The sequence below is a fragment of the Burkholderia sp. 4NA327C6 genome (assembly GCF_005502655.1).
GTDB lineage: Bacteria > Pseudomonadota > Gammaproteobacteria > Burkholderiales > Burkholderiaceae > Burkholderia > Burkholderia contaminans.
Map to the genome: position 1 here is coordinate 1 of NZ_SCNZ01000038.1, position 24,166 is coordinate 24,166.

Here is a 24,166-nt window from a genome sequence, read left to right on the forward strand (position 1 = left end):
TCGGGTGCCGAAGTTCCGTACCAATCTTTCGGCCGTGGTCGCGACTCGCAATCACGCGATCCAACAAGACGTCCTCACCCTCATTCCCGATCAGGGCGATCAAGCGTCGCCATAGATCGTCCGGAATTTCGAGCGTCAAAGCCAATCCGACCAACCAAAAGCTGATGATGTAGAAATCCAGGTTTCTTGCCCAGCTCCGGCGCAATGCCTTTTGCTCATCCGTAAACACACTTTCACCAAGCTTTACGGATTCTTCCCACGCATCAAGAAGACCCGGGAGATGCTGCGACAAGACACTAACAGCGTCACCACGGGAATACCGATTCAGAATCAATTCAAGGTGATTCAGGGCCAATTCAAATACGTATTGCGGCCGATATCCTGGATTCTCCGGGGGTTCCTTGCACCGAGCCTGCATATCCACAATTCTGTTTTTAGAATATTCAATCCACTTATCCCAATAAGAGCGAGGAGCCAAGGAATCTCTAGTCATTTCAATTTCCAATGATTTTTGAGTCGGGCTGAATTACGAATTTTCCATTCTTGTCCAAAATTCCTACGGTGACATTTCCGTACGGATCAGTGTGGACCAGCCATTTTTCGACACGATTGCTATTGAGTGCATTCTGAATATCTACACTTAGAACTCGATCGTTACTCACGGCGTCCCGCATGCGGTTAAACCCAGTGTTGGCTCCGGTAAGCCAATCATCGCTCATCTGCAATCCGTCAGCAGTTTTCTTGAGCTTCGACGTATCATATTTGTATTCTACGATGACGTAATCAACACCCGGCTTGTTGACTTTATACAGGTCGTCAATGCCTCGATACCGACCATGTCGCTGACACCGCTTCCCGCCCTGCTCGACGAAACCCTGCGCACCGTCGCGCGCCGCTATCGGCTGCCGCCGCTCGACAGCGCGTCATCACCGGCCGACGCCGCGAACCCGGCCGCCACGCTGGCAATCGTGATCGAGGAAGCGCGCCGGATGCGAAGCGACGGACAGACGCCCGACGCGGTACTGCGGCAGCGCTTCATTGACGCCCTCGCGCAGATGATCCGCGATGCAATGGACACGCACGCCGGCGATCCCGCCTTTCAGGCCGCGGTGCTGCGCCACGATGCGCCGAGCGTGCGCGAATACGCGTCGTTGTCCGCGCACGCCGAGCAGGACCGGCGCGCGCTGCATTCGGCCGTCAACGCAATCGCGCACCCGGCCAAGCTCGAGCGCAGCGCCCGCCCATGGCAACGCGACGGGCTCGCGCGGCTGCATGCGGCCGCCACCGCCGCGTCGTGGGCCGACCTGCACGACACGCTGCGGCAGCTGCTCGCGCTGCCCGACATGGCGACCGACGCCGCGTTCGAGCAGGACATCGTCAAGCTGAAAGACAGCCCCGCGCTCGAACGCATGCTGCGCATCGACGCACTGGCATCGGACGAGCACGTGCGTCGCTACCGGGCGCTCTGGGTGCGCCAGGGCCCGCTCGAAGGCAGCACCGTCGCCGTCGCGCAGGGCGTCGCGTCGCAGCAGCGCGGCGCAGCCGTCGAAGCGCTGGCCGCGCAGGCGCTCGACGCGCTGGCGCGCCGGCTCGACGCCGTCGACGCACGCCGCACGTACCGGGTGGTGACGTCGATGCGCGTGCCGTCATCGATTCCGGGCCGCCACGATCGCGCGAAAACCGAATGGGATGCGATCCTGCTCGAACGCACGCGCGGCGATGATCCGGCGCCCGTGTGGAACGTGCGCTTCCTCGTCGAAGCGAAAGCGTCCGCGGACGCCGCCACGACCGACCTGCCGCGGCTGCTGCGCGGCCTGAACCTGCTCGCGCAGGCCGACCCGGACACGATCTATTCGTTCGAGACGCACCAGGGCACGGTGCGCGTGCAGGGTGCGTCGCTGCGCGCGCTGACGACCGACGAAGCGACGCTGCCACGCGAGGTGCTCTATTGCTGCGATGCGTCCGCGGATGCAACGCCACGCCTGCTGGGCGCCGCCAGCCGGATGCAGCTGCTGTCGGCGCAGGCGAGCCTCGAATACGCGAGCGCGCTCGTGCAGCGGCCGGATGCCGATCCGGGCGGCCTGGGTGTCGTCTGGCACGCGCTGCTGACGCTGCCGCAATGGCATGCCGTGCTGCACCAGTACCCGTCGTTGCGGCAGGTCCGCGAGCTGATGGTGGCGATCGACGACTTGCGGGCCGCGATCGACGATGTCGACGAAGGCGGTGTGGCGAGCAGCGCGTACGCGTGACGCGCGAGCCGGATCGGACCGGCGATCGACACGACTAGCCGTCCGGCGCGCACTGGTTGCCGATGCACCGGGCCGCCGCTCGTACCGGCGAAATTCGTGCATCCGTTGCGGTACGATACGCGCCGGGGCGAAACGCCTCACCTGAGAGACCCGGCCGCTGCGGCCCCCTACCCGGCACAAGAAAAAAATGCCCAAAAGCCCATTGCTGCACCGAAACCTGTTCGCCGCGCTGGCGGCCAGCCTGTTCTGCATTCCGGCGGCCCATGCCAGTGGCGACGACGGCTGCTATTCACCGACCACGCTCCGGCAGACCACCTACTCCTGCGCCAACGTGCCGATGCTGAGCCCGGCCAACGACACGCGCATCAACGCGATGCTGATGATGGTCGACAGCACCAAGGTCGCGCAGGCGTTTCCGGACCCGAAGACGATCCCCGCGAAAGACCGGATCAACCAGATCATCGTGCCGTTCCCGATGGACTTCTCCGGATGGATCTATATCGGGCAGAAGGAGCCCGACAAGACCGGCGGCGCAGCGGATACCGGAACACCGTCGAACCAGTACGCCGACGGCGAAGGCAGCATCTGCCGCAGCATGGCGTCGGGCGCCGACGCATTCAACGACGCGCTCGGCAGTGCCGGCGGCCTTCCCGCCGATGAAGCCACGCGCCTGCGCGCGGCGCGCGCCGACATCGCGCAGAAGACCTGCGCCGCCGGCGGCGCGAGTGCCGCGTGGGCCAAACCGCCCGTCAAGTCGCCGCTCGGCCAGCAGTTCGCCGCGTACCTCGACGGCACGAACGCGTTCTACCGCGCCGACTTCCTCACCGCGACCCGGGCCTTCGCAAGCGCGTCGCACAGCGCGAACCCGTGGCTGAAGGAAACCGGGCTCTATATGGCCGGGCGCGCGCAGCTGAACGCCGCTCAGGCCAACGTGTTCGACAACGACAGCCCCACGCCGACGCGCGGCCGCGTGGCGAAGGTGTCGCTCGACGCCGCGAATACGGTGTTTCGCACTTACCTGAAGGTGTACCCGCAGGGGCGCTATGCGACCTCCGCAAACGGGCTGCTGCGGCGTGTCGCGTGGCTCGGCGGGAACGTCACGCAGCAGGCCGACCTGTACGGGCACGCGCTCGCACGCTGGTCGCCGGCGACGTCGAACGTGCCGCTGATCCAGCTGGCGAACGAACTCGACAGCAAGCTGCTGTTCGGAGCGGAATTCGACGCGAGCCAGATCCAGTCGCCGACCGTGCTCGCGACCGTCGACCTGCTGCGCATGCGCACGTCGGACAGCAGCGATTCGAGCCGCGCCAAGCCGCTGACGCTGGACGAACTGCAGGCGCAGAAGCCGCGTTTCGCGAACGCGCCCGCGCTGTACGACTACCTGCTCGCGACCTGGTACGTCCAGATCGGGCACAAGCCGGACGCCGCGCTCGCATTGCTGCCGCAGACGCCCGCGGAACCGCTCGACTACTTCGGCCTGAGCCAGCAGGCGCTGCGCGGCTTCGCGCTGGAAGATAGCGGCCAGTCCGACAAGGCGCGCCAGCTGTGGCGCGACCTGATCCCGCTCGCGAAATTCCGCTTCCAGCGCGAGGCGCTGGAGCTCGCGCTCGCGATCAACCTGGAACAGGCCGGGCTCGTCAACGACGCATTCGCCAACGATTCGCCGGTGCAGAACGCCGCGATCCGCGCCGTGCTGCTGCAACGCTCGGCCAATGCGGACCTGCTGCGCGCGCAGGCGCAAAACCAGGCGAGCGGCGGCGCGCTGCGCGACACCGCGCTGACCACACTGCTGTACAAGGAGCTCACGCGCTCGCATTACGCCGAGTTCATCGCGGATGCCGCGCTGGTGTCCGACAAGCCGGCCGATCGGTTGAAGCCGTTCGTCGCAGCCGGCGCCAGGAACGAAGACGGTTATACATGCCCGTCCGCGCACGACATCGCCACGGCGCTCCAGCAGAATCCCGCCGATCCGAAAGGGCTGAACTGCCTCGCCGATTTCGTGCGCCTGCACCCGCCCGCACCCGGCGTCGAAAGCGATCCGGTGCCGATGTGGATCCGCAACGCAGCGACGAAGGCCGCCACGGGCATTCCGTCGACGCTCGGCGCGGGGCCGTCGCAGTTCGACGGCAAACCGTACGAGCGGATGTCGAGCTACGTGACGGTGATGGCCGATGCACAGGCGAACCCGAACGACCGCGCCTACGCGTACTACCGTGCGATCAAGTGCTATGCACCGGGCGGCTCCAACGAATGCGGCGGCAAGGACGTGCCGAAGAACGTGCGCAAGCGCTGGTTCGATACGCTGAAGGCCAACTATGCGGGCACCCCGTGGGCGCAGAAGCTTCGCTACTACTGGTAAGCGCCGCGTGAAGCGCATCGCTCGCCTGGCATGCATCGCACTGCTGCTGGCCGGACGCATCGCACTGGCCGGCACCGTCGACGCCGCGCGGTACGACGCGTTCTGGTTGTGGGCAGGCGTGAAGCCGCAGGCGGTCGTGCATGGCGCACGCGCCGTCTACGTGCTGCAAGGGCAGATCGAGGCGCCGCCGCGGGACGAGTCGCAGGTCCGCGTGATCGCGCAGGGCGTGGCGCTGCCGCCCGCGCCGCAGGCGCGCGTGTGGCTCGTCTATCGTGCGCATACGCTGCGCTGGACGCCGCGCGTCACGCAGATCATGCTCGCGCAGCTCACGCGCTGGCGCGCGTCGGGCCGCACGATCACCGGCATCCAGATCGACTTCGATGCGCGCACGCGTCACCTGCAGGATTACCTCGCATTCCTGCGGTCGCTGCGCGACACGCTGCCCGCCGACTATCGGCTCAGCATCACCGGGCTGCTCGACTGGAGCAGCCGCATCGGTACCGACCAGGTGAACCAGCTCAGGGGGATCGTCGACGAAGTGGTCGTGCAGACCTACCAGGGCCGCCGCACGATCCCCGACTATGCGGACTACCTGCCGCGCGTCGCACGGCTGCAGTTGCCGTTTCGCATCGGCATCATCCAGGGCGGCGAATGGGACGCGCCGCCGTACCTCGCGACGAACCCGTGGTTCCGCGGCTACGTCGTGTTCCTGCGCAACGGCTGACATGACTCGCGCGGTCAATCGGGACCGCTTACGCGGCGCCCGCGATCGTGCTGCCGAGCCCGGCGAGCGCAATCACGAGCAGCGCGCCCGCTGACGAGGCCGTGATCCATCGCTGCTTGCGATGAATCAGCGGATGGTTGATCGCGGCCATGTAGCTGGTCAGGATCGTGAAATCGACCGCGATCCACAGTGCGGCCAGGATCGCCAGGCTCACGCGCGAATCCGGCGTGATGCCGACGAACTGCGGAAAGAACGCGACGAAGAACAGCAGGTCTTTCGGATTCGCGATGCCGACGAGAAAGCCGCGCACGACGCCCGGCAAGCCGCGCGCCTGCGATGCCGGCTCGCCTTCCCGCGCGTCATTGCCGTCGCGCGTCCGGCCGGCGCGCCATTCGCCGAGCAGCGTCCGGACGGCCAGTACCGCGATGAACACGCAACCCGCCACGTGCAGCCCGGTCAACAGACGCTCGCTGACGAGTACGACGCCGAACACCATCAGCATCGCCCCCGCGATCATCACGAGGCTCGCGGCATTTGCGCCGACCGCGGTCAGCATCCCCTGGCGGAAGCCGCGCCGCGCGACGGTGCCGACCACGAGCATGACGACCGGGCCGGGCGTCGCGATGAGCAGCACGATCGCGGCGAGATAGGCGAACAGCAGCGGGTAATGAAGTGCCATGAAAAAAAGTTGTTGGGTGAATGGACGCGCGTGCCCGCCGCGGTGGCATCATCGTGCTTCAGCGCAGCGGATTGCACGGTTCTCTGAAGTATTGCGTGCCCGCCAAGCTGTTGAAAAACGGAAAATCCTGCCGGATGGCATGAGTTTTATTCATATTCGAAACCCGTGAAGGCCAAACCGCTCCCTCCCGTCTACGCGCTGCGCGCGTTCGAAAGCGCCGCGCGCACCGGCTCGTTTACGCTGGCTGCCGAGGAACTGAGCCTCACGCAAAGCGCGGTGAGCAAGCACGTGAGGACGCTCGAGGCGTACTTCGGACGGAAACTGTTCGTCCGGCACGGCCCGAAAATGACCGTGACGGCGGAAGCGCACATCTTCGCGTCGGGCCTGCGGCGCGGCTTCCGGCAGATCGAGGAAGCCTGCGTGCTGTTCCAGTCGCAGCGCGACGTGCTGCGGCTCAAGGCGCCGTCCACGCTCACGATGCGCTGGCTGCTCGACGCACTGGCCGCGTTTCGCGACACGCGGCCCGCGTTCGAGGTGCAGATCGCGAGCGTGTGGATGGACGTCGATACCGTCGATTTCTTCAGCGAATCCTACGATTGCGCGATCCTGCTCGGCGCCGGCAAGTTCGGCGAGGCCACGCAGTGCGTGAAGCTGTTCGACGAATGGCTGATTCCGGTGTGCTCGCGGGCGACCGCGACGGTCGCACGCACGAATCCGGCGGCGTGCGAGCTGATCCACCCGTCGCCCGACCGGCGCGACTGGCGCCGCTGGCTCAAGGGCAGCGGGCATGATCTCGACGTGGACATCACGCGCGGGCAGGTGTTCGACATGCTCGAACAGGGGATCGCGGCGGCGATTGCCGGCCACGGCATCTCGATCGGCGATCTCGCGCTTTGTGCGACGGCCATCGACGAGAAGCAGCTCGTGCTGCCGTTCAAGACCGCCGTCAATACGGGGGACGCGTACTACCTCGTCTGGCCGGACGACTCCGCCAAGGCCGCGCAGGTGCGCGACCTGCTCGCGTTCCTGGAGCGCCGGATGCCGCGCCTGACGTTTCCGGGCATCCGCTTCAACGGTCCGGGCCAGGACCTGTGATCCGGCCGCGTGGCCGACGGCGCGACGGGCCTACCGCGCGCCGCCGGCCCGCAATGGCAGCGCAGGCCGCCGAAGCGGGCCTGCGCTCACACCGTTACGCCTGCACGAACGCCAGCAGGTCGGCGTTGAGGACGTCGGCGTTGACGGTCAGCATCCCGTGCGAGTAGCCCGGGTACGTCTTCAGCGTGCCGTTCTTCAGCAGCTTGATCGACTTCAGCGCGGCATCCGCGATCGGCACGATCTGGTCGTCTTCGCCATGCAGCACGAGCGTCGGGACGGAGATCGACTTCAGGTCTTCGGTCTGGTCCGTTTCCGAAAACGCCTTGATGCCTTCGTAATGTGCCTTGGCGCTGCCTTCCATCCCCTGTCGCCACCAGTTGCGGATCACGCCCTGATGCACGGTTGCACCTTCGCGGTTGAACCCGTAGAACGGGCCGCTCGGCACATCGAGGAAGAACTGCGCGCGATTGTCGGCGAGCGCTTTCCGGAAGCCGTCGAACACCTCGATCGGCAAGCCTTCCGGGTTCGCTTCGGTTTTCAGCATCAGCGGCGGCACCGCGCTGACCAGCACCGCCTTCGCGACGCGGCCGGCCGGTTCGCCATGCTTCGCGACGTAGCGCGCCACTTCGCCGCCGCCGGTCGAGTGACCGATGTGCACTGCATTGCGCAGGTCGAGCGCTTCGACGACCGCGAACGCGTCCGCCGCGTAATGATCCATGTCGTGGCCGTCCGACACCTGCGCCGACCGGCCGTGGCCGCGCCGGTCGTGCGCCACGACGCGATAGCCCTTCTGGACGAAGAAGAGCATCTGCGCGTCCCAGTCGTCCGCGGACAACGGCCAGCCATGATGGAAGACGATGGGCTGCGCGTCCTTCGGGCCCCAGTCCTTGTAGAAAATCTCGACGTGATCCTTCGTTGTGACGTATGGCATCGCGATGGACTCCTGTAAGGTGGTTGAATTCGGCGTAGTGGCCGGCAGCCATTATCGAACAGGTTTGTTAAACGATGATGCCAGGATGCGAATGATCATCGGCAATTTCATCGACGTGGACGAATTCGCTACGGGCGAACGATCGTGCATCGCCGCGCTTCAACCGCACTTCAACCGTCCGTCGACACCGTCACCGCCTCCCACGCGCGAATTTCCGCGTCCAGCGCCGCCAGCTTGCCGCGCACGAGCCGCAGCGCATCGCTGCCGAGCAGCAAATGCGCGGGCGGATGGTCCGCGGCGATCGCCGCGAGCATCGCCCGCGCGGCCTTCGCGGGATCGCCCGGCTGCTTGCCGCTCTTCTCTTCGCGCGCCTGGCGGATCGGGTCGAACAGCGCGTTGTAGTCGGCGATCGAGCGCGGCGTGCGCGCCATCGAGCGACCCGCCCAGTCGGTGCGGAACGAACCCGGCGCCACGGCCGTCACCGCGATGCCGAATGGTTCGAGCTCCTTGCCGACGGTTTCGGTAATGCCTTCCAGCGCGAACTTGCTGCCGCAGTAGTAAGCGATGCCCGGCATCGTGATGTGGCCGCCCATCGACGTGATGTTGAGGATGTGGCCACGCCGCCGCTCGCGCATGGTCGGGATGACCGCCTTCATCATCGCGACCGCGCCGAACACGTTCACGTCGAACTGCCGGCGCATCTCCGCGAGCGGCGCTTCTTCCATGATCCCTTCGTGCCCGTAGCCGGCGTTGTTCACCAGGACGTCGACGGGCCCGACGTTCGCCTGGATTTCAGCGACGACACTGTCGATGCGATCGAAGTCGGTCATGTCGAGCACCCGCGCGAACGCCTGCCCGGACAGCGCTTCGAAATCCTGTGCCGCCTGCGCGCTTCGCACGGTGCCAACGACCGTGTAACCCGCCGCGAGGGCCTCCTGCGCGAGCGCGCGGCCAAAGCCGCTGCTGACGCCGGTAATGAGCATGAGCTTGCCGGATGCCATTTGAGCTTCTCCCGAATGTCGACTGGAGCGTGCATACTAGTCTGACGAGCTACGTCGAATAAGCCCGATTCCGCTGATTTTCTTGCACAAAACTATGAATGCCGATCCCATCCCTGCCCGATCCCCGTCGCTGCCGCCGCGCGACCGGAAGCGCCTGGTGACGCTGCTGCGCACGCTGGCGCCCGACGAAGGCTACAACCTGACGGCGCTGCCGAGCGTGCGCATCCTGCGCTCGAACCGCGCGCTGTCGCGCACGCCGGTGCTGTACGACCCGGGCATCGTGATCGTGTGCCAGGGATCGAAGCGCGGCTACTTCGGCGGCGAGCGCTATCTGTACGACGCGCACCACTATCTGGCCGTGTCGGTGCCCGTGCCGTTCAGCATGGAGACCGACGCCACACCCGAGCGCCCGCTGCTCGCGCTGTACCTGCACCTCGATTTCACGCTGGCCGCCGAACTCGCGGCGCAGATCGACCGCGCCGGCACGGCGGAGCCCGTGCAGGCGCCCAGGAGCATGATGTCGACGCCGATGGATGAAACGATGCACGCGTCGGTGCTGCGTTTCGTGGAGGCGTTGCACCGGCCGCTCGACGCCGCGGTGCTCGGCCCGGCGCTGCTGCGCGAGCTGTATTTCCGCGTGCTCACCGGCGCGCAGGGCAGCGCGATGCGCAGCGCGCTGGCGATGCGCGGGCAGTTCGGCCGGATCGGCCGGTCGTTGCGCGTGATCCACGCCGATTACGCGCAGCCGCTCGACGTACCGCAACTGGCCGACGCAGCCGGCATGAGCGTGCCAAGCTTTCACAGCCACTTCAAGGCGATCACGCAGGTGTCGCCGATGCAGTACCTGAAGTCGACACGGCTGCATCAGGCGCGCTTGCTGATGGTGCGCGAGGACCTGACGGCCGAGACGGCCGGCTATGCGGTCGGCTATGCGAGCCCGTCGCAGTTCAGCCGCGAATTCAAGCGCCTGTTCGGCCTGACGCCGGCGAAGGAAACGAAGCGCATGCGCGAAAGCTTCGCGATTCCGGAAGCCTTCGAGGATGCGGAATTCGTGTCGTCGCATTGACGTGCGTCGGCATGCGACCGTCACGCGTGCCGTCAACGCATCGCATCGCGCACCAGACCGGCGAGCGACCTCAGGATGAGCGCCGTCACGCCCCAGATGTCCTGCACCTGCTCCGCCCAGTACCATGCGCCCACGCGTTCGCCGTCCGTGTATTGCCGCAGCAGATCCGGATTCAGCAGCACGGCGAACGGAAACTCGAAGATCTCCGCGACTTCCGCGGGCGCCGCCTCCCATCTCGCGGTTTCCGGCACGATGCCGATCACGGGAAAGATCGCGTGATTGCGCTTTCTGGTTTTGTGGATCGGCAAGCTGCCGACCACACGGACCGCATCGGGTGCGAGGCGGATTTCCTCGAACGCCTCGCGCAAGGCGGTCGTACCGATATCGCGGTCGGACTCGGCCGGGCGTCCGCCCGGGAAACTCACATGCGACGAGTATTCGCTGAGGTCCGACGCGCGTATGGTCAGCAGGATCGTCGGCTCGCGCCGCGCGACGATCGCGACCAGCACCGCCGAGAATTTCCACTGGCCATCGTTGTCCGCGAGGGTTTGCTTCGCGGTCGGCCAATCGGTGCCGGCAGGGATGCCGTGGCTTTCCACGCCACGGACGATCGCGTTCAGGAGCGTCTGCGGCGAGCCGGTACTCACCTGAGCGCAACCGGTATTCGAAGCGCTTTCGTCAGATCCCATGTCTTCCCCTTCCACGCTTGACCTGCACGTTGCGGATAGTTGAACGATCAAACCGGATCGCCGTCGGCCAACCGGAGAACCCCGATCATGCATGAAATGCGGACAGCCCGGATGCCGCCCCTTCATCGCATCTTGCGGGCACAATGACGCATTGCATCGCGACGGCATGCCGCCGCCGCTCTGCCGCAAGCCGCCGATAAACGTACCCCTTCGGTCCGTCGATTGCCGCACCCACACGAGATTCAAATGCCTTCCTATGCCTTCCGCCTGCTGAACGTATTCGCCGAATCGACTTTCGGCGGCAACCCGCTTTGCGTATTCGAAGATGCGCGCGGCATGGACGACGCGACCATGCGGGCACTCGCGGTGCAGTTCAACCTGTCCGAGACGACCTTTGTGCTGCCGTCGGAGCGCGCGCATGCGCGGGTGCGCATCTTCACGCCGGGCCATGAGATGGCCTTTGCCGGCCATCCGACGCTCGGCACCGCGCATGTCGTGCGCGACCTGCAGGGTGCGGGCAACGCGCTCGCGCTCGAGTTCAAGGCCGGCGTGGTCGACGTGAGCGCGCACGACGACGTGTGGACGTTAACCGCGCCGCACGCAGGCATGCCGAAGACGGCGCCGTGCGAATTGTCCGACGCCCGGACGGCGACCTTGCTGGGGCTGACGGAAGACGATCTGCTCGCCCCGCCGATCTGGATCGACACCGGCGCCGACCAGTTGCTGGTCGCGCTCAAGGACCCCGCCTCCGTGCGCCGCGCGCAGCCGGACAGTGCATGCCTCGATATCTGGCCGACCAGCAGCCTCGGCCGCAAGACCGCCTACGTCTTCGCGTTCGATGCCGAGCGCCCGGGGACGGTGGTGTCGCGTTACTTCTTCGTGAAGCAAGGCAGCGTCTCTGAAGACCCGGGCACGGGGTCGGCCTGCGCGAACCTCGGCGGTTGGCTGCTTGCGATGAAGCGCGACCTGCCGGCCGCGTTTCAGGTCGAACAGGGCGACGCGATCGGCCGGCCCTGCCGGCTGCGGTTGTCGGTCAATGCGAACGGTGAAATCGGCGTCGGCGGGCGCGTGATCGAACTCGGGCGCGGCGTGGTCAACGTGTAACGGAGACGATCCGGCCCGCCCTCCGGCTCAGCGCGCCCCGACCCGCCACACCGTCACTTCGTGCAACGTCTCGCCAGGCTTGAGCACCGTCGTCGGGAATGCCGGATGATTCGGCGAATCGGGAAAATGCTCGGCCTCCAGCGCGAACGCATCGGTTTGCCGATAGACCGTCCCGCCCTTGCCCGCGACGCTGCCGTTCAATCCGTTGGCCGTATAGAACTGCAGCCCCGGCTGCGTCGTGTACACCTCGAGAAAACGCCCCGACGCCGGGTCATAGGCGCGCGCGGCAAACGCCGGCGCCGGCTGGCCGCCCTGGTCGAGCACCCAGTTCTGGTCGTACCCATGCGCAATGACGAACTGCGGATCTGCGTCGCGCAAATGCGCACCGATCGGCGTCAGCTGGCGCAGATCCATCGGCGTACCCGCCACGCTCGCCAGTTGTCCGGTCGGAATCGACGTATCGTCAGTCGGCGTGAAGCGCGAAGCGGCGATCTCGATCAGTTGCCGCTCGACGCTGCCGCCCGCCTGCCCCGCCAGATTGAAATAGCTGTGGTTGGTGAGGTTGACGACCGTGTCCTTGTCGGTGGTCGCGCGATAGTCGATCCGGACCTGGTTGTCAGGCGTCAGCGTGTAGGTCACGTCGGTCGTCAACGTGCCGGGAAAGCCGTTCTCGCCGTCGGGGCTCACGTAGCGCAGCGTGACGCTCGAACCGCTCGCGTCGCTGTGCGTACCGGTGACCGTCCATACCTTCGCGTCGAAACTGCCGGGGCCGCCATGCAGCGTGTTCGGCCCGTCGTTGACCGGCAACGTCCACGTCCGGCCATCGAGCGGGAACCGCCCGCCGGCAATGCGGTTCGCATACCGGCCGATCAGTGCGCCGAAATGGATGGTGCCGTTGTGCGCTTCGTAGTCGTGCAGCGAATCGAAGCCGAGCACGATGTCGGCAACGTGGCCGGCCCGGTCCGGCACCTCCAGTGCGGTCACGATGCCGCCATACGTGATGACTTTCAGCGTCACGCCGCGCTTGTTCGCCAGCGTGTACCGGCTCACCGGCTGCCCGGCCGCGGTCGTTCCGTCATCCGCGCGGCTGATCGATACGTCGGGCGCCGCCGATGCGAAGTCTGCGTGCAGCGCGAGCGCCCCGAACGCGCAGATCGCGAGCAGCGGGCAGCGCGGCCGGATTCGTTTCATGGCAACCTCCGATACGGTGCGATCGGTACGCGTGCGCAAGCGGCATGCCCGCTCGCGTCCCGTTTGCTATGCTTCGCGCATCGCCCGCCCGAGCCGATCGCCGCCATGAACGCCCTTGATTCCGATATCGCGCGCATGCTGCGCGCCGCCTGCGACGCGTGCTTCGGCACGACGACCGTGTGGCCGCTCGTCGAGCGCGCGTACGGCGAGCCGCAGCGCTTCTATCACACGCTCGCGCATCTGGCGGAACTGTTCGCGCACCTCGCGCCGTATCGTGCGGACCGGCTATGGCCGGCCATCGAGCTCGCCGTGTGGGCGCACGATGTCGTCTACGCAACGACACTGCCGGCGTATGCGGACAACGAAGCGCTCAGCGCGCAATGGCTCGCGCAGGTCACGCACGAGCATTGCGACGCAGCCTGGTTGCACGCGCATGCATCGCACGTGTCCGTTGCCCGCGACCTGGTGCTGGCGACGAAGTCGCACCGGCTGCCTGACGGGTTCGCCGTCGATGCGGAATTGCAGCGCGCCGCGCAAATTTTCCTCGACGCCGATCTCGCGATCCTCGCGGTCGCACCCGACCGGCTCCGCGAATACGACCGCGCGATCGCGCGCGAGTGGGCGCAGGATCCCGATGCACCGTCGGCAGCCTTCCGCGCCGGCCGCAAGCAGGCGCTCGAGCATCTGCGCGCGCAGGCCCCGTTGTTTCGATCGGCGGAATTCGCGCCGCTCGAGCAGCACGCACAACGCAATCTCGACATGCTGATCGGCCTCTACGCATAAGCGCCCTGCGCACACCGTGTCAGGCGCGCGCTCAGCGCATGCTGCGAATCGGCGCGCGCCTGGCTGGTTCGATTTCCCGGGGCAACGACCCGCCCGCCATCATTGAAACCCGCATCGCTCTTGTCGCGCGACATCCGATCATTCCGCGGCGCTCGCAACGGTTCGGCACGTCGCGGCGGCGACGCGATCGCCGCTCCCGCGCCCGCCTCGCACTCCGCCGAATCGAGCCAGGCCGGATGCATACGCTCCGATACCGAACGACGAGGCGAACCTCACCTACCCGGCCCCGCATCGCTACGATCAGGTATTGTCGGCGCGCCAGCGGCGAGGGCTGACGCCGGTCAGGCGCGTGAAGGTCCGCGAGAAGTGGCTCTGATCGGTGAAACCGCACGCGTCGGCGATCATGCTCAACGGCAGGCCCGAATTGCGCATCCACTCCTTCGCCCGTTCGACGCGCTGCACGATGAGCCAGCGATGCGGCGGCAGCCCGGTCGTCTGATAAAACGCCTTCACGAAATAGCTGCGAGACAGACCGCAGGCGCTCGCCACGTCGGCCAGCCCGAGGTTGCCGTCGAGATGCTCGAGCAGGAGCTCCTTCGCCCGGCGCGCCTGCGACGGCGTGAGTTTCCCGTACGTCTTTTCCCGTCGCTCGCTGACGCCGCCATAACGGTGGGCCACGTGCGCCTGGAACGCGAGCCCGACGTGATCGATGAAGATCTGCGATGCCTCGCCCGGCCGCGCGAGCGCGGGCAGCAGCGACTGGCCGAGCGAATGGATGATCGGATCGTGCGCGCTCAGGTGAGGCGGCAGGTAAAGCCGCGGCCGCTGCCGACTGCCGAGCTCGTCCACCGTTTCCTCGAGCAGCGGGCGCGGCATGTGGAAATGCAGGCAGTCGAACGCGCCCTTCAGATCGGCCACCCAGTTGCGGTCGAGATCGTAAACCGTGACCGTGCCCGCGCCGTACGGGACGAACGGCGCGCGGCGGCCGTCGAGCCACAGATCCTGTTCGCCGAACGGGCGCAACTGCAACACGACGAGATCCGAATTCTCCAGTTGATAGGGCGCGGTGAGCCCGCTGTCGCGGCGCAGCGACTTCAGCCGCACGATGCTGACCTGCCCCTTCGGCAGCGCTTGCGCGACGACGGTCTGCCGGACGTCGGCCGGGATGAAATCGGAAGAAGCGTTGTCCGGCTGGGGGGCAGTCATGAATGGAGGCGTGCAATGAACGACGACGCGCATCAGTCTAGCAAAGCACGATGACGCGCGCTGCCTCCCGCGCGGCACGCGCTGGTATGATGCGCCAGCCGCCCTTACCGGAACTTGCGATGAAGCTGTCATTCGAAGCGCTCGAAGCCCTCGATGCGATCGACCGTACCGGAACGTTCGCCGAAGCCGCGGAACTGCTGCATCGCGTGCCGTCCGCCCTGACCTACCTGGTGCAGAAACTCGAGAGCGATCTCGGCGTCATGCTGTTCGACCGCAGCGGACGACGCGCGAAGCTCACGCATGCGGGCCGCATCGTCGTCGAGGAAGGCCGCCGGCTCCTGCACGCGGCCGAACAGCTGGAGATGAAGGCGCAACGCGCGCAGGAAGGCTGGGAAACCGAGGTGCGCATCTGTGTCGACGAGATCCTGCCGTTCGAAGCGATGTGGCCGTTCGTGCACCGGTTCTATGCCCTCGAGATGGACACGCGGCTGCGGCTGTCGACCGAAGTGCTCGGCGGTGCGTGGGATGCGCTGATCTCGCGCCGCGCGGATCTCGTCGTCGGCGCCGCCGGCGCGCCGCCCGAACTGCCGAACATCATTGCGCGCCCGATCGGCGCGCTGAAACACGTGTTCGCCGTTGCGCCGACCCACCCGCTCGCCGCGCTTCCCGAGCCGCTGTCGATGGCAACGGTCGTCCAGTATCGCGGCGCGGTGATCAGCGATACGTCGCGTGAGTTGCCGCCGCAATCGGTTGCGATCGACGCGGGCCAGCCCTATCTCGCGGTGCCGACGCTCGCGGCCAAGCTCGATGCGCAATGCGAAGGGCTGGCGGTGGGCACGCTGCCGGAATGCATCGCCGCCCGCGCGATCGCCGACGGCAAGCTCGTCGCCCGCCGCGTGACCGGCATGCGCGACACTACGCATTGCTATCTCGCGTGGCGCAGCGACGAGGCCGGCCGCGCACTCCTGTGGTGGGTCGAGCAACTCGATCGCCCCGACCTCGTCGATCGCCTTTTGCAGATCGCCTGATCGCGTTCGGCGCCGGCGAAGGTCATCGAAGCGCGTCAGACGATCGAATCGTGCACGCGCTTCATTTCCTTCTCGAGCCACGCGATCAGGCTGAATGACGCGTGCGCCTTCTCTACCGGCGGGATCATCATCCTTTCCTCGGTCGCGATGTGCTCGGTCACCGATTCGCACATCAGCCTGCCGAGCTCCGGCTTCCTGCGGATCAGCGCCGACAAATCCTCGCTGCGCAGCTGCAGGACGGTCATCGCGGTCACCGCATGCACGGTCGCATGCAGGCGCGTACCGGCCAGCACGACCGATTGCCCGATCGCATCGCCGGGCGCCATGCGCCGCACCTCGACGTCGCCCGCCGGGCCCGGCACGAATACGGCCGCGACGCCGGATTCGACGATCGTCAGCACGCGCGTATCCGAATTCGACGCATAGATCACGTCGCCCTGGCCGAACGAACGCGAGACCAGCGCGTCGGCCAGCGCGGCGAGATCGTCGTCGACGCGCGCGAACAGGTCCACCGCACGCAACAGCAGCACCCGGCGCGATACGTCGTGCCGGCCGTGCCCGTCGCGCCCGTCCGCCGCCGCTGCCGGCGCGGTGCTCGCGAGCGGCCGCCACGCGGTGCCTGCCGCGGCCAGATGCCGATGCGCGAGATCGTACAGCGCGTTGCGCACGGCCGTCGTCTTTTGCAGCGCGTCGACGTAACCGAGGAGTTCGTAGCGGATCGCGTTGGTGCCGAATGCCTTCACGACGGCAATGGGCGCGGGGCGCGCGAGCACGTCGAGCGAACTGGCCGCCGCGCGCTCGAGCGCGCCGACCACGATCGCCGGCCGCACCGCGGGATCGACGTCGAGCGTGAGCGTCACGCCGTGCAGGCCGGACGGTTCGCTGAGGTTCACGATGGTGGCGCGGGCCGCGGCGCTGTTCGGCACGACGACCAGGTTGCCGAGGCTGTCGATCAGCTTCGTCGCCCGCCAGTTGCTCTCGACGATCCGCCCTTCGATTTCGCCGATCGACACGGTGTCGTTCAGCCGAAACGGTTGCGTGGTATTCAGCACGAGCCCGGAGAATACGTCGTTCAGCGTGTTCTGCAGCGCGAGGCCGAGGATCACCGCCACCGCGCCGGACGTCGCGACGACGCCGCTCAACGGCAGGCCGAGCACGTAGCCCAGCGCGGCGACCACGGCCGCGCCGAACACGACGCCCGCGGCGATGTCGTGAAAGAGCCGCTGGCTGCGCCACGCGGGCGGCAGCAGCAGATGATCGAGCAGCAGGCTGAAGACGATCGCGCATTGCAGCCACCACACGATGCAGATGGCCTGGAGCGCGACGCGGTCGAGGCCGGCGGCCGAGGCGGGAACGGCGAGCGGGCTCACGCCGTGCGCGAACAGCACGGCGCTCAGCGCGGCGAATGCCGCGCAACGCCACACTGCCCGCGTCGCACCGCGGCCACGCCCGAACAGGCGCCACGCGACGAGATCGGCCAGCACGATCGGCGCGCCGTAGAGCGCCGTGTCGGAGAGATTCAGCATATCGGAACGGAACGATGGCGACGGCAGCGTGACGGTCGGTCCGCCGCCGCTGCGACGAAATGATGGGCGCGGGCGTGCCCGCGGCCGCGCTACTCGCGCCGGCGCACCACGCCCGGCAACGCATAGCGGCCGGCCCCCGCGATCGCGATCGTGCCGAACAGGATCAGCAGCATCCACGCGAACTGCGCATCGCGCAGCGACCAGTCGGGATGAACGAACACCAGCGCGACGAGCGTGATGATCATCACCGGCAGCGCGGCCAGCCGCGGCCATACGCCGACGATCATGAAGACCGGGCACACGACTTCCGCGAATATCGCAAACAGGATCGACAGCGTGCGGCCGAGATGAAACGGATCCTCGATCGCGGCGGCTTCCGACGTGTAGTGAAGGACTTTGGGCAAGCCGTGCACCACGAGCAGCAGCACGCTGGCGGTGACGCGCAGGAACAGCAGGCCGAGATCGGCCGCGTGGCGGGAAAGGTCGGATTCGGGAGGTGTCATGCGGCAGTTCGTCCGGTTGGGCGGGCACGCGGCGGCGCAGGAGGCGCCGCACGTGTCGCGACGCCCGCCTGGCGGATGGCGTCGCGATATCTCGGCGCGCGCACAGGATCGCCACGCAAGCGTGCCGGGACGGCCGCGCCTTACGCTCGCAATCTACGCGTGCCGCGTGCCCGTGTCCTTGCGCCGCGCTGAAACGTTCTGAAGCGCGGAACGCACCCCGCCCATTCGCCGTCAGCTCTCGCGCGCCGGCAGCTCCGCTTCGGCCGCATCGAATCCGAGCGCGTGCACTTCCGACCACGCGTCATGCACCGCCTGCGTCGATCCGGCCGTATGCGCGAGCGCCGCCGCATACGCGGCGAGCAGGCGCACGCGCGCATCGGCAGCCTCTGCCGTGGTGTCGGTGTCGCGCATCGCATCGAGCGCCACGCGCGCCCGTTCGCGGCATTCGTCGACGAGCGACAGATCGAACAGGCACGGCACCGCGACGGCCGAGAGCGCGATGCCGAGCGCCGTATCGCCGCTCGCCGAGAATGCCCAGTCGAGCGCGGCACGCAGGTTGCCGAGTTCACGTCGCACCGCATCGAGCCGCGCGAGGCCGCCGTGCTCGCCTCCCGGCGCGCCGCCGCCATGCGCCGCATGCCGGAACAACTCGAGGTAATAGCCGGCGTGCGCACGCGCGGCCGCCGCGCCGTCGCCGTGCGCGTCGAGCTGCTGCTGCGCGTACGCACGCGTGGTCGTCAGCAGCCGGTAGCGCGGCGCGCCGTGCGCGGTCTCGAGGATCAGCAGCGATTTCGACACGAGGCCCGCGATCGTATCGAGCAGGTCGGCGCCGGCCGGCCCGTTCGGGCCGACCACCGCGCGCACGGCCTCGATCGAGAAACCGTCGCGGAACACGCCGAGCCATCGCAACAGCAGGCGCTCGGCATCGCCCAGCAGCCGGTCGCTCCAGTCGTACATCGCCTGCAGCGTCTGATGGCGCGGGAGCGCGGTGCGAAAACCGCCCGTCAGCAGCCTGAAATGATCGTCGAGATGGGCAGCCAGCACGTCGATGCCGAGTACGGCGGCACGCGCCGCGGCCAGTTCGATCGCGAGCGGCAGGCCGTCGAGCCGACGGCAGACCGACGCCATCAGCGACAGGCTGCGCGCATCGAGCGGAAAACGCGGATCGGCCGCGCGTGCGCGTGCGGCGAACAACTGCACGGCGCTCGCGTGCATCGCATCGCGATCGTCCGCGCCTTCGTCCGGCACGTCGAGCGGCAACACCGGGCACACGCGCTCGCCGTGGATGCGCAGCGATTCCCGGCTCGTCGCGAGCACGCACAGGCCGTCGTCCGCATCGGTCAGCGCGCTCGCGATCCGCGCGGCGGCATCGAGCAGGTGCTCGCAATTGTCGAGCACGAGCAGCATCCGGCGACGCGCAACCGCGGCGAGCACCGCTTCGAGGGTCAGCGCGCCGGTCGGCTGCGCGATGCCGAACGCGCCCGCGAGCGCATCCGGCACGAAGCGCGGGCACGCGACCGTCGCGAGCGACACGAACACGGTGCCTTCGGGAAAACGTGCGTCCGCACGCGCGGCCGCTTCGATCGCGATTCGCGTCTTGCCGATGCCGCCCGCGCCGACCAGCGTCACGATGCGTGCGTCCTGCAGCGCGGCCAGCACCTCGTCGACCATGCGCTCGCGGCCGAACAGCGCGCCGGGCGCGATGGACGGCCGCGACATCGCGGGGCGCACGGGCGCGCCGTCGTCGTCATGTTGCTCGATGACGAGCCGATAGCCGCGGCCCGGCACCGTCACGATCAGGTTCCGGTCGTCGGCCAGCGCCTTGCGCAGCGACGCGATGTGCACCTGCAGGTTGTTTTCTTCCACCACGGTGTGCGGCCAAACGCGCTGCATGATTTCGTCTTTCGATACCAGTGCGCCGTTCGCCCGAATCAACAGCTCGAGAATCTCGAATGCGCGACTACCGATGCGCAACAGCTTGCCGTTCGAACGAATTTCACGTCTGTCGAGAAAAACGTGAAGTGTTCCAATTCGGATCATCGCAATTTCTTGATGGTGACATTCAACGGCGCACGAGTGAAACCCGGCACCGGTTTTGCGTCAATGCTACGGTATTTGCGTAGCAGAATGATTCAAATTATCAGAATGAAGCGATCGAATTTTTTGAAATGACGAAAAACGCCGCGGCGACGTCGTGTGGCAAGCGTGTTGCCATATGCACCCGAATGCGGCAAAAGAGGCACGGCGGCGCACGATTCACGTGCGAATTACCGATTCGCTCTTAAATGCGGTTTTCCCATATATCAGACGATATGTTTGCCGGTTCGGGAAAATTCGACGCATTTTCCGTTTGATACGGCCGGTCGATCGAATGCGCGCGGGCTCCGCATTTATAGCGCCGGCAGATCATCGCTTCGTGTCGATCGCCGAACGATTCCCGCTTCGGGCAGCCGTGCGATCGGCGTGTGCAAACTGCGGCCATGCGTCGCGCGGTATCGCGCGAGCATGTCGCAGTCGCCTTCGTTCCGAGGTTGACGGCGTCACGACGTACCGCGCCGGTCGCAACCGACGCAGCGCCGCGCTGCCGGCGTCATGGCCGGGACTGTCGCGCGGCGAACAGGTCGAGCGCCGACGCGAGAATCATCTCGCGGCAGTTCGCCGGCCGTTTCGCGCCGCGCCACTGCGGCTTGTAAATGGCGTCGCCGACCCGGATCGGCATGCCGGTGAGCGCGCAGCGCCCGAGCCCGCGCGCCTTCGCGCTGATCCAGCGCTGCTCGTCGTAGCGGCAGTGCGTCGGGTCGCTCCACGACACGAGCATCGACGAATCGGTCTGCCGTTCGGCGGTGACGATCGCGCAGCGGCGGCGGTTGTCGCCGCTCGACGGCGTCGGCGCGTCGCCGCGATGGCCGCGGCGCGGGCCGTCCGCCTGTCGCGCGCGCGGCATCGGCATCGACCGGACGACCGCCATGGAAGGCGGCCCGAGCGACGTGATCATGTGCTCCCAGCGATTGAAGGCATCCATGGCGGCATATCCAGGCTAGTAACGGACGGTGCGGTCGGATCCGTGCGCGCGACGCGAAACGTGCGCGGACGATCCGATGTCGACGATAGTCGCCGCGCGCTGAAGAGTCCCGGTCGCGCGCTTAATTTTTCTGCAGCGCGGCGAATTTCCCGCCGCGGCGCGGCGCGTTCAAGAAAATTCAGCCGGATTTCAGTACGGCGCACATTGCGCCGCGATACGCTCCCGACGGCATTCGTTCGTCCGCGCCGCACGAATCGGCGTGCGACGACGCAAGCGGACCGGCTGCCGGCGGGATGGCCGCGGCCGGTCGTCACCGATCCACCATCCCGCGCGGCATCGTTGCGCCGCATACCTCAGGAGACCAGATGCACCCCGTACAGACCGACGCCGTTCCGTCGGCGCGCCGCCGCGACATGCTGCTTGCCGGCGCAACGGCCGTCGCGGCAGCCGCGCTGCCCGCGATGGCGGCCGCGGCCGGCACCCCCGCCCGCAGCGCCTCTTCAGCCCACCCAGGAGCCCATTCGATGAACACGATCACCACCCAGGACGGCACGCAGATCTATTTCAAGGACTGGGGCAGCGGCCGCCCGGTCGTGTTCTCGCACGGCTGGCCGCTGTGTGCGGACGCGTGGGACGCGCAGATGCTGTTCCTCGTGCAGCACGGCTATCGCGTGATCGCGCACGACCGCCGTGGCCACGGCCGTTCGAGCCAGCCGGCGCGCGGCAACGACATGAACACGTACGCGGACGACCTGGCCGCCCTGCTCGACGCACTGGACGTGCGCGAAGCCACGCTCGTCGGCCACTCGACGGGCGGCGGCGAAGTGGCGCGCTACATCGGCCGCCACGGTACGAAGCGCGTGTCGAAGGCCGTGCTGATCGGCGCGGTGCCGCCGCAGATGGTGAAGTCGCCGAACAATCCCGGCGGCCTGCCGATGGACGTGTTCGACGGCATCCGCAAGAACGTCGCCGAGAACCGTTCGCAGTTCTACAAGGATCTCGCGGTGCCGTTCTTCGGGTTCAACCGCCCGAACGCCAAGCCGTCGCAGGGCACGATCGACGCATTCTGGTCGCAAGGCATGATGGGCGGCATTCACGGCCAGTATCTGTGCGTGAAGGAGTTCTCCGAAGTCGACTACACGGACGACCTCAAGAAGATCGACGTGCCGACGCTCGTGCTGCACGGCGATGACGACCAGATCGTGCCGATCGACGACTCGGCCCGGCTGTCGTCGAAGATCATCAAGCACGCGCAGTTGAAGGTGATCGAAGGCGGCTCGCACGGCATGTGCGTCGTGAACGCCGATCGCATCAACGCCGAGCTGCTCGCGTTCCTGCAGGCGTAAGCGCCGTCTGCCGTCGCGGCGCGCATGCCGCTTCGGCAGACGTGCCGTTCAGGATTTTTCAGAAAAATTCAGCCGCGCCGCGCTCACTGCGCCCGCACCGGCCTCAGCAGGATGCCGATCAGCGCACCGGCGAGCGCGAACGCCATCGCCACGCGGAAATTGTCGGCCAGCGCAAGCGTGGTCGCCTGCACGCGCACCGCCCGATCGACCAGCGCGTAGGCGGCCTTGTTGCCGGTCGCGACCGTGGCGCCGTGCGTCACCAGCGACGCCGCGCCGGCGCGCAGCCGCTCGAGCGTCTCGGGATCCGACAGCGACACATGCAGACCGACGAGATTCGAATGGGTACCCTCCCTGATCCGCTGAATCACCGCGATCGACGTCGTGCCGAGCTGCCCGCTCAGCAGGCGCGTCGTCTGCACGACCGCGCCGAACGTCAACGCGTGTTCGGCCGTCACGTGCTTGCCGAAGAAGAAGATCACCGATGTGAGCGCCATCGTCTGCCCGAGCGCCTGCAGCAGTTGCGATGGAATGAAGTCGGGTTCGGCCCATGCGGACGTGAGGCGCGCGCCGAGCGCGAACGCGATCGCCACCGTCACGAAGCCGGCGACGATCAGCCGGCGCGGATCGACGCGCTGCAGCAGCAATGCGACGCACGGCGCGAACAGCAGCTGCGGGATCGCGATCCAGCGCAGCGTATCGCCGATCTGCAACGGCCGCAGCCCGTACGTGCTGGCGAGGAACAGCGACGGGATGAAGCTCGTATTGAGCACGGTGAAGCGCACGAGGCCGACGAGCACGATCAGCAGCGCGATGTTCGGTCGCGCGAGATAGCCGAGGTCGAGGCCCGCGCGCGGCGACGCGAGCTCATGGATCAGGAACGCGGCGACCATCAGGATGCCGAGCGCGAGCAGCGCGACGATCAGCGGCGACTGCAGCCAGAACAGCCGTTCGCCCTGGTCGAGCGCGACGCACAGGCACGCGAAGCCGCCGGCGCCGAGCAGCATCCCGCGCGCATCGATGCCGGACGCGAAGCGCTTGACCGGCTCGTCCGCCAGCGACAGCAGCAGGCACGCGATGAACGGCACCGTCAGCACCGCGTTCTGCCAGAACAGCCAGCGCCAGCTCAGGTGTTCGCTGTACCAGCCCTCGAGCGTCGCCGACAGGTTCAGCGACATCTCGAGATTCATTGCATACGCGGCGATGCCGAACGCAATGAGCCGCGGCGGCAGCGTACGGACGACGAAGCCCACCGTCAGCGGGACGAACACGCCGGACGCGAGCCCCGCGATCGCCTGCAACACGACGAACGCGCCGAACTGCGTGCAGAGCGGCAGCGCGGTTTCGGCGCCGAGAAACACGACGGCGCCCGCGACCAGCACGCGGCGCGTGCCGAACATGAATGCCGCGGCGATCGCCAGCGGCCCGACGAACATCTGCGACGCGGTAAACGCGGTGTTGATCCATGCGCCTTCGTCGAAGCCGATGCCGAGCGCGCCGCGCACATCGGCAAGCCCGAGCGACGTGATGCGCGAGGTGAGCGTCGCGATGATCGCGCCGAGCAGCACGGCCGCGATCGCGGCGATCGACCGAAATGTCGGGATGTCGGAGGCCGCCGCCGGCGCGGCACGACCGGTCGCAAACGTGGTGTTCATCGTCAAGCGGCT

Annotated in this window: 22 protein-coding genes; 9 read left to right on the forward strand and 13 right to left on the reverse strand. The window is 67.2% G+C overall.

Annotation, left to right across the window (positions count from 1 at the left end; genetic code table 11):
• On the reverse strand, nt 1-493 hold a 493-nt coding region (locus tag FFS49_RS30055), incomplete at its 3' end, for a PoNe immunity protein domain-containing protein (protein WP_137910132.1).
• Nucleotide 494: 1 nt separating this feature from the next.
• Entirely contained in the window at nt 495-719 is a 225-nt protein-coding gene (locus FFS49_RS30060) for a hypothetical protein (RefSeq protein ID WP_137910131.1), read from the reverse strand.
• Nucleotides 720-836: 117 nt separating this feature from the next.
• Between FFS49_RS30060 and FFS49_RS30065 the strand changes: the two genes are divergently transcribed.
• From FFS49_RS30065 to FFS49_RS30075, 3 genes are all read left to right on the forward strand, one after another.
• Nucleotides 837-2,249, forward strand: a complete 1,413-nt coding sequence (locus FFS49_RS30065; RefSeq protein WP_105817778.1) for a 3-deoxy-D-arabino-heptulosonate 7-phosphate synthase — start codon at nt 837-839, stop codon at nt 2,247-2,249.
• Nucleotides 2,250-2,436: 187 nt separating this feature from the next.
• Nucleotides 2,437-4,608, forward strand: coding sequence for a hypothetical protein (locus FFS49_RS30070; RefSeq protein WP_105817777.1), 2,172 nt, complete (start codon nt 2,437-2,439; stop codon nt 4,606-4,608).
• 16 nt (nt 4,609-4,624) lie between these two features.
• The gene (locus tag FFS49_RS30075) at nt 4,625-5,332 is read left to right on the forward strand and encodes a DUF3142 domain-containing protein (protein WP_105817793.1); all 708 of its coding nucleotides are present in this window, start codon (nt 4,625-4,627) and stop codon (nt 5,330-5,332) included.
• A 28-nt stretch (nt 5,333-5,360) separates the two neighbouring features.
• Here the strand turns inward: FFS49_RS30075 and FFS49_RS30080 are convergent, their stop codons facing one another.
• Nucleotides 5,361-6,011 carry a LysE family translocator gene (locus FFS49_RS30080; RefSeq protein WP_105817776.1) on the reverse strand — a complete coding sequence of 217 codons (651 nt, stop codon included), beginning with the start codon at nt 6,009-6,011 and terminating at the stop codon, nt 5,361-5,363.
• 165 nt (nt 6,012-6,176) lie between these two features.
• On the opposite strand from FFS49_RS30080, the gene FFS49_RS30085 reads away from it, so the two are divergent.
• Nucleotides 6,177-7,106, forward strand: coding sequence for a LysR substrate-binding domain-containing protein (locus FFS49_RS30085; RefSeq protein ID WP_039362704.1), 930 nt, complete (start codon nt 6,177-6,179; stop codon nt 7,104-7,106).
• 94 nt (nt 7,107-7,200) lie between these two features.
• Here the strand turns inward: FFS49_RS30085 and FFS49_RS30090 are convergent, their stop codons facing one another.
• Together FFS49_RS30090 and FFS49_RS30095 are read right to left on the reverse strand one after the other, a co-directional pair.
• Nucleotides 7,201-8,037 (reverse strand): alpha/beta hydrolase, encoded by an 837-nt coding sequence (locus FFS49_RS30090; protein ID WP_039362703.1) that lies wholly within the window; start codon nt 8,035-8,037, stop codon nt 7,201-7,203.
• Nucleotides 8,038-8,207: 170 nt separating this feature from the next.
• A complete protein-coding gene (locus FFS49_RS30095; RefSeq protein WP_105817775.1) occupies nt 8,208-9,038 on the reverse strand; it encodes an oxidoreductase in 831 nt (276 codons plus the stop codon).
• 94 nt (nt 9,039-9,132) lie between these two features.
• Here FFS49_RS30095 and FFS49_RS30100 point away from each other — a divergent pair, with 94 nt between their 5' ends.
• Complete coding sequence (locus FFS49_RS30100) at nt 9,133-10,104, forward strand: AraC family transcriptional regulator (RefSeq protein WP_105817774.1); 972 nt, start codon at nt 9,133-9,135, stop codon at nt 10,102-10,104.
• A gap of 32 nt (nt 10,105-10,136) precedes the next feature.
• Here FFS49_RS30100 and FFS49_RS30105 read toward each other — a convergent pair whose 3' ends face one another.
• Complete coding sequence (locus FFS49_RS30105) at nt 10,137-10,919, reverse strand: CoA pyrophosphatase (RefSeq protein ID WP_239170780.1); 783 nt, start codon at nt 10,917-10,919, stop codon at nt 10,137-10,139.
• Nucleotides 10,920-11,039: 120 nt separating this feature from the next.
• Between FFS49_RS30105 and FFS49_RS30110 the strand changes: the two genes are divergently transcribed.
• Nucleotides 11,040-11,897, forward strand: coding sequence for a PhzF family phenazine biosynthesis protein (locus FFS49_RS30110; RefSeq protein WP_105817772.1), 858 nt, complete (start codon nt 11,040-11,042; stop codon nt 11,895-11,897).
• Between the two features lie 27 nt (nt 11,898-11,924).
• On the opposite strand, the gene FFS49_RS30115 is transcribed toward FFS49_RS30110, so the two are convergent.
• On the reverse strand, nt 11,925-13,088 hold the full coding sequence (locus FFS49_RS30115; RefSeq protein WP_105817771.1) for an aldose epimerase family protein: 1,164 nt from the start codon (nt 13,086-13,088) through the stop codon (nt 11,925-11,927).
• 105 nt (nt 13,089-13,193) lie between these two features.
• Here FFS49_RS30115 and FFS49_RS30120 point away from each other — a divergent pair, with 105 nt between their 5' ends.
• The gene (locus FFS49_RS30120) at nt 13,194-13,871 is read left to right on the forward strand and encodes a hypothetical protein (RefSeq protein WP_137910130.1); all 678 of its coding nucleotides are present in this window, start codon (nt 13,194-13,196) and stop codon (nt 13,869-13,871) included.
• Nucleotides 13,872-14,171: 300 nt separating this feature from the next.
• On the opposite strand, the gene FFS49_RS30125 is transcribed toward FFS49_RS30120, so the two are convergent.
• Nucleotides 14,172-15,077, reverse strand: a complete 906-nt coding sequence (locus tag FFS49_RS30125; RefSeq protein WP_105817768.1) for an AraC family transcriptional regulator — start codon at nt 15,075-15,077, stop codon at nt 14,172-14,174.
• Between the two features lie 119 nt (nt 15,078-15,196).
• Here FFS49_RS30125 and FFS49_RS30130 point away from each other — a divergent pair, with 119 nt between their 5' ends.
• Nucleotides 15,197-16,105, forward strand: a complete 909-nt coding sequence (locus FFS49_RS30130; RefSeq protein WP_105817767.1) for a LysR family transcriptional regulator — start codon at nt 15,197-15,199, stop codon at nt 16,103-16,105.
• Between the two features lie 35 nt (nt 16,106-16,140).
• Here FFS49_RS30130 and FFS49_RS30135 read toward each other — a convergent pair whose 3' ends face one another.
• The 4 genes from FFS49_RS30135 to FFS49_RS30150 all read right to left on the reverse strand — a co-directional run bounded on the left by FFS49_RS30135 (nt 16,141) and on the right by FFS49_RS30150 (nt 21,156).
• Nucleotides 16,141-17,631 carry a mechanosensitive ion channel family protein gene (locus tag FFS49_RS30135; protein WP_105817766.1) on the reverse strand — a complete coding sequence of 497 codons (1,491 nt, stop codon included), beginning with the start codon at nt 17,629-17,631 and terminating at the stop codon, nt 16,141-16,143.
• A gap of 89 nt (nt 17,632-17,720) precedes the next feature.
• Nucleotides 17,721-18,134 (reverse strand): DoxX family protein, encoded by a 414-nt coding sequence (locus FFS49_RS30140; protein ID WP_105817765.1) that lies wholly within the window; start codon nt 18,132-18,134, stop codon nt 17,721-17,723.
• A 231-nt stretch (nt 18,135-18,365) separates the two neighbouring features.
• Nucleotides 18,366-20,174: a winged helix-turn-helix domain-containing protein gene (locus FFS49_RS30145; protein ID WP_105817764.1), complete on the reverse strand. Its 1,809-nt coding sequence runs from the start codon at nt 20,172-20,174 to the stop codon at nt 18,366-18,368.
• Between the two features lie 550 nt (nt 20,175-20,724).
• A complete protein-coding gene (locus tag FFS49_RS30150) occupies nt 20,725-21,156 on the reverse strand; it encodes a DUF3331 domain-containing protein (RefSeq protein ID WP_105817763.1) in 432 nt (143 codons plus the stop codon).
• A gap of 365 nt (nt 21,157-21,521) precedes the next feature.
• Between FFS49_RS30150 and FFS49_RS30155 the strand changes: the two genes are divergently transcribed.
• On the forward strand, nt 21,522-22,502 hold the full coding sequence (locus FFS49_RS30155; RefSeq protein ID WP_105817762.1) for an alpha/beta hydrolase: 981 nt from the start codon (nt 21,522-21,524) through the stop codon (nt 22,500-22,502).
• Between the two features lie 83 nt (nt 22,503-22,585).
• Here FFS49_RS30155 and FFS49_RS30160 read toward each other — a convergent pair whose 3' ends face one another.
• Nucleotides 22,586-24,154 (reverse strand): MFS transporter, encoded by a 1,569-nt coding sequence (locus FFS49_RS30160; protein WP_105817792.1) that lies wholly within the window; start codon nt 24,152-24,154, stop codon nt 22,586-22,588.
• Between the last annotated feature and the right edge of the window lie 12 nt (nt 24,155-24,166).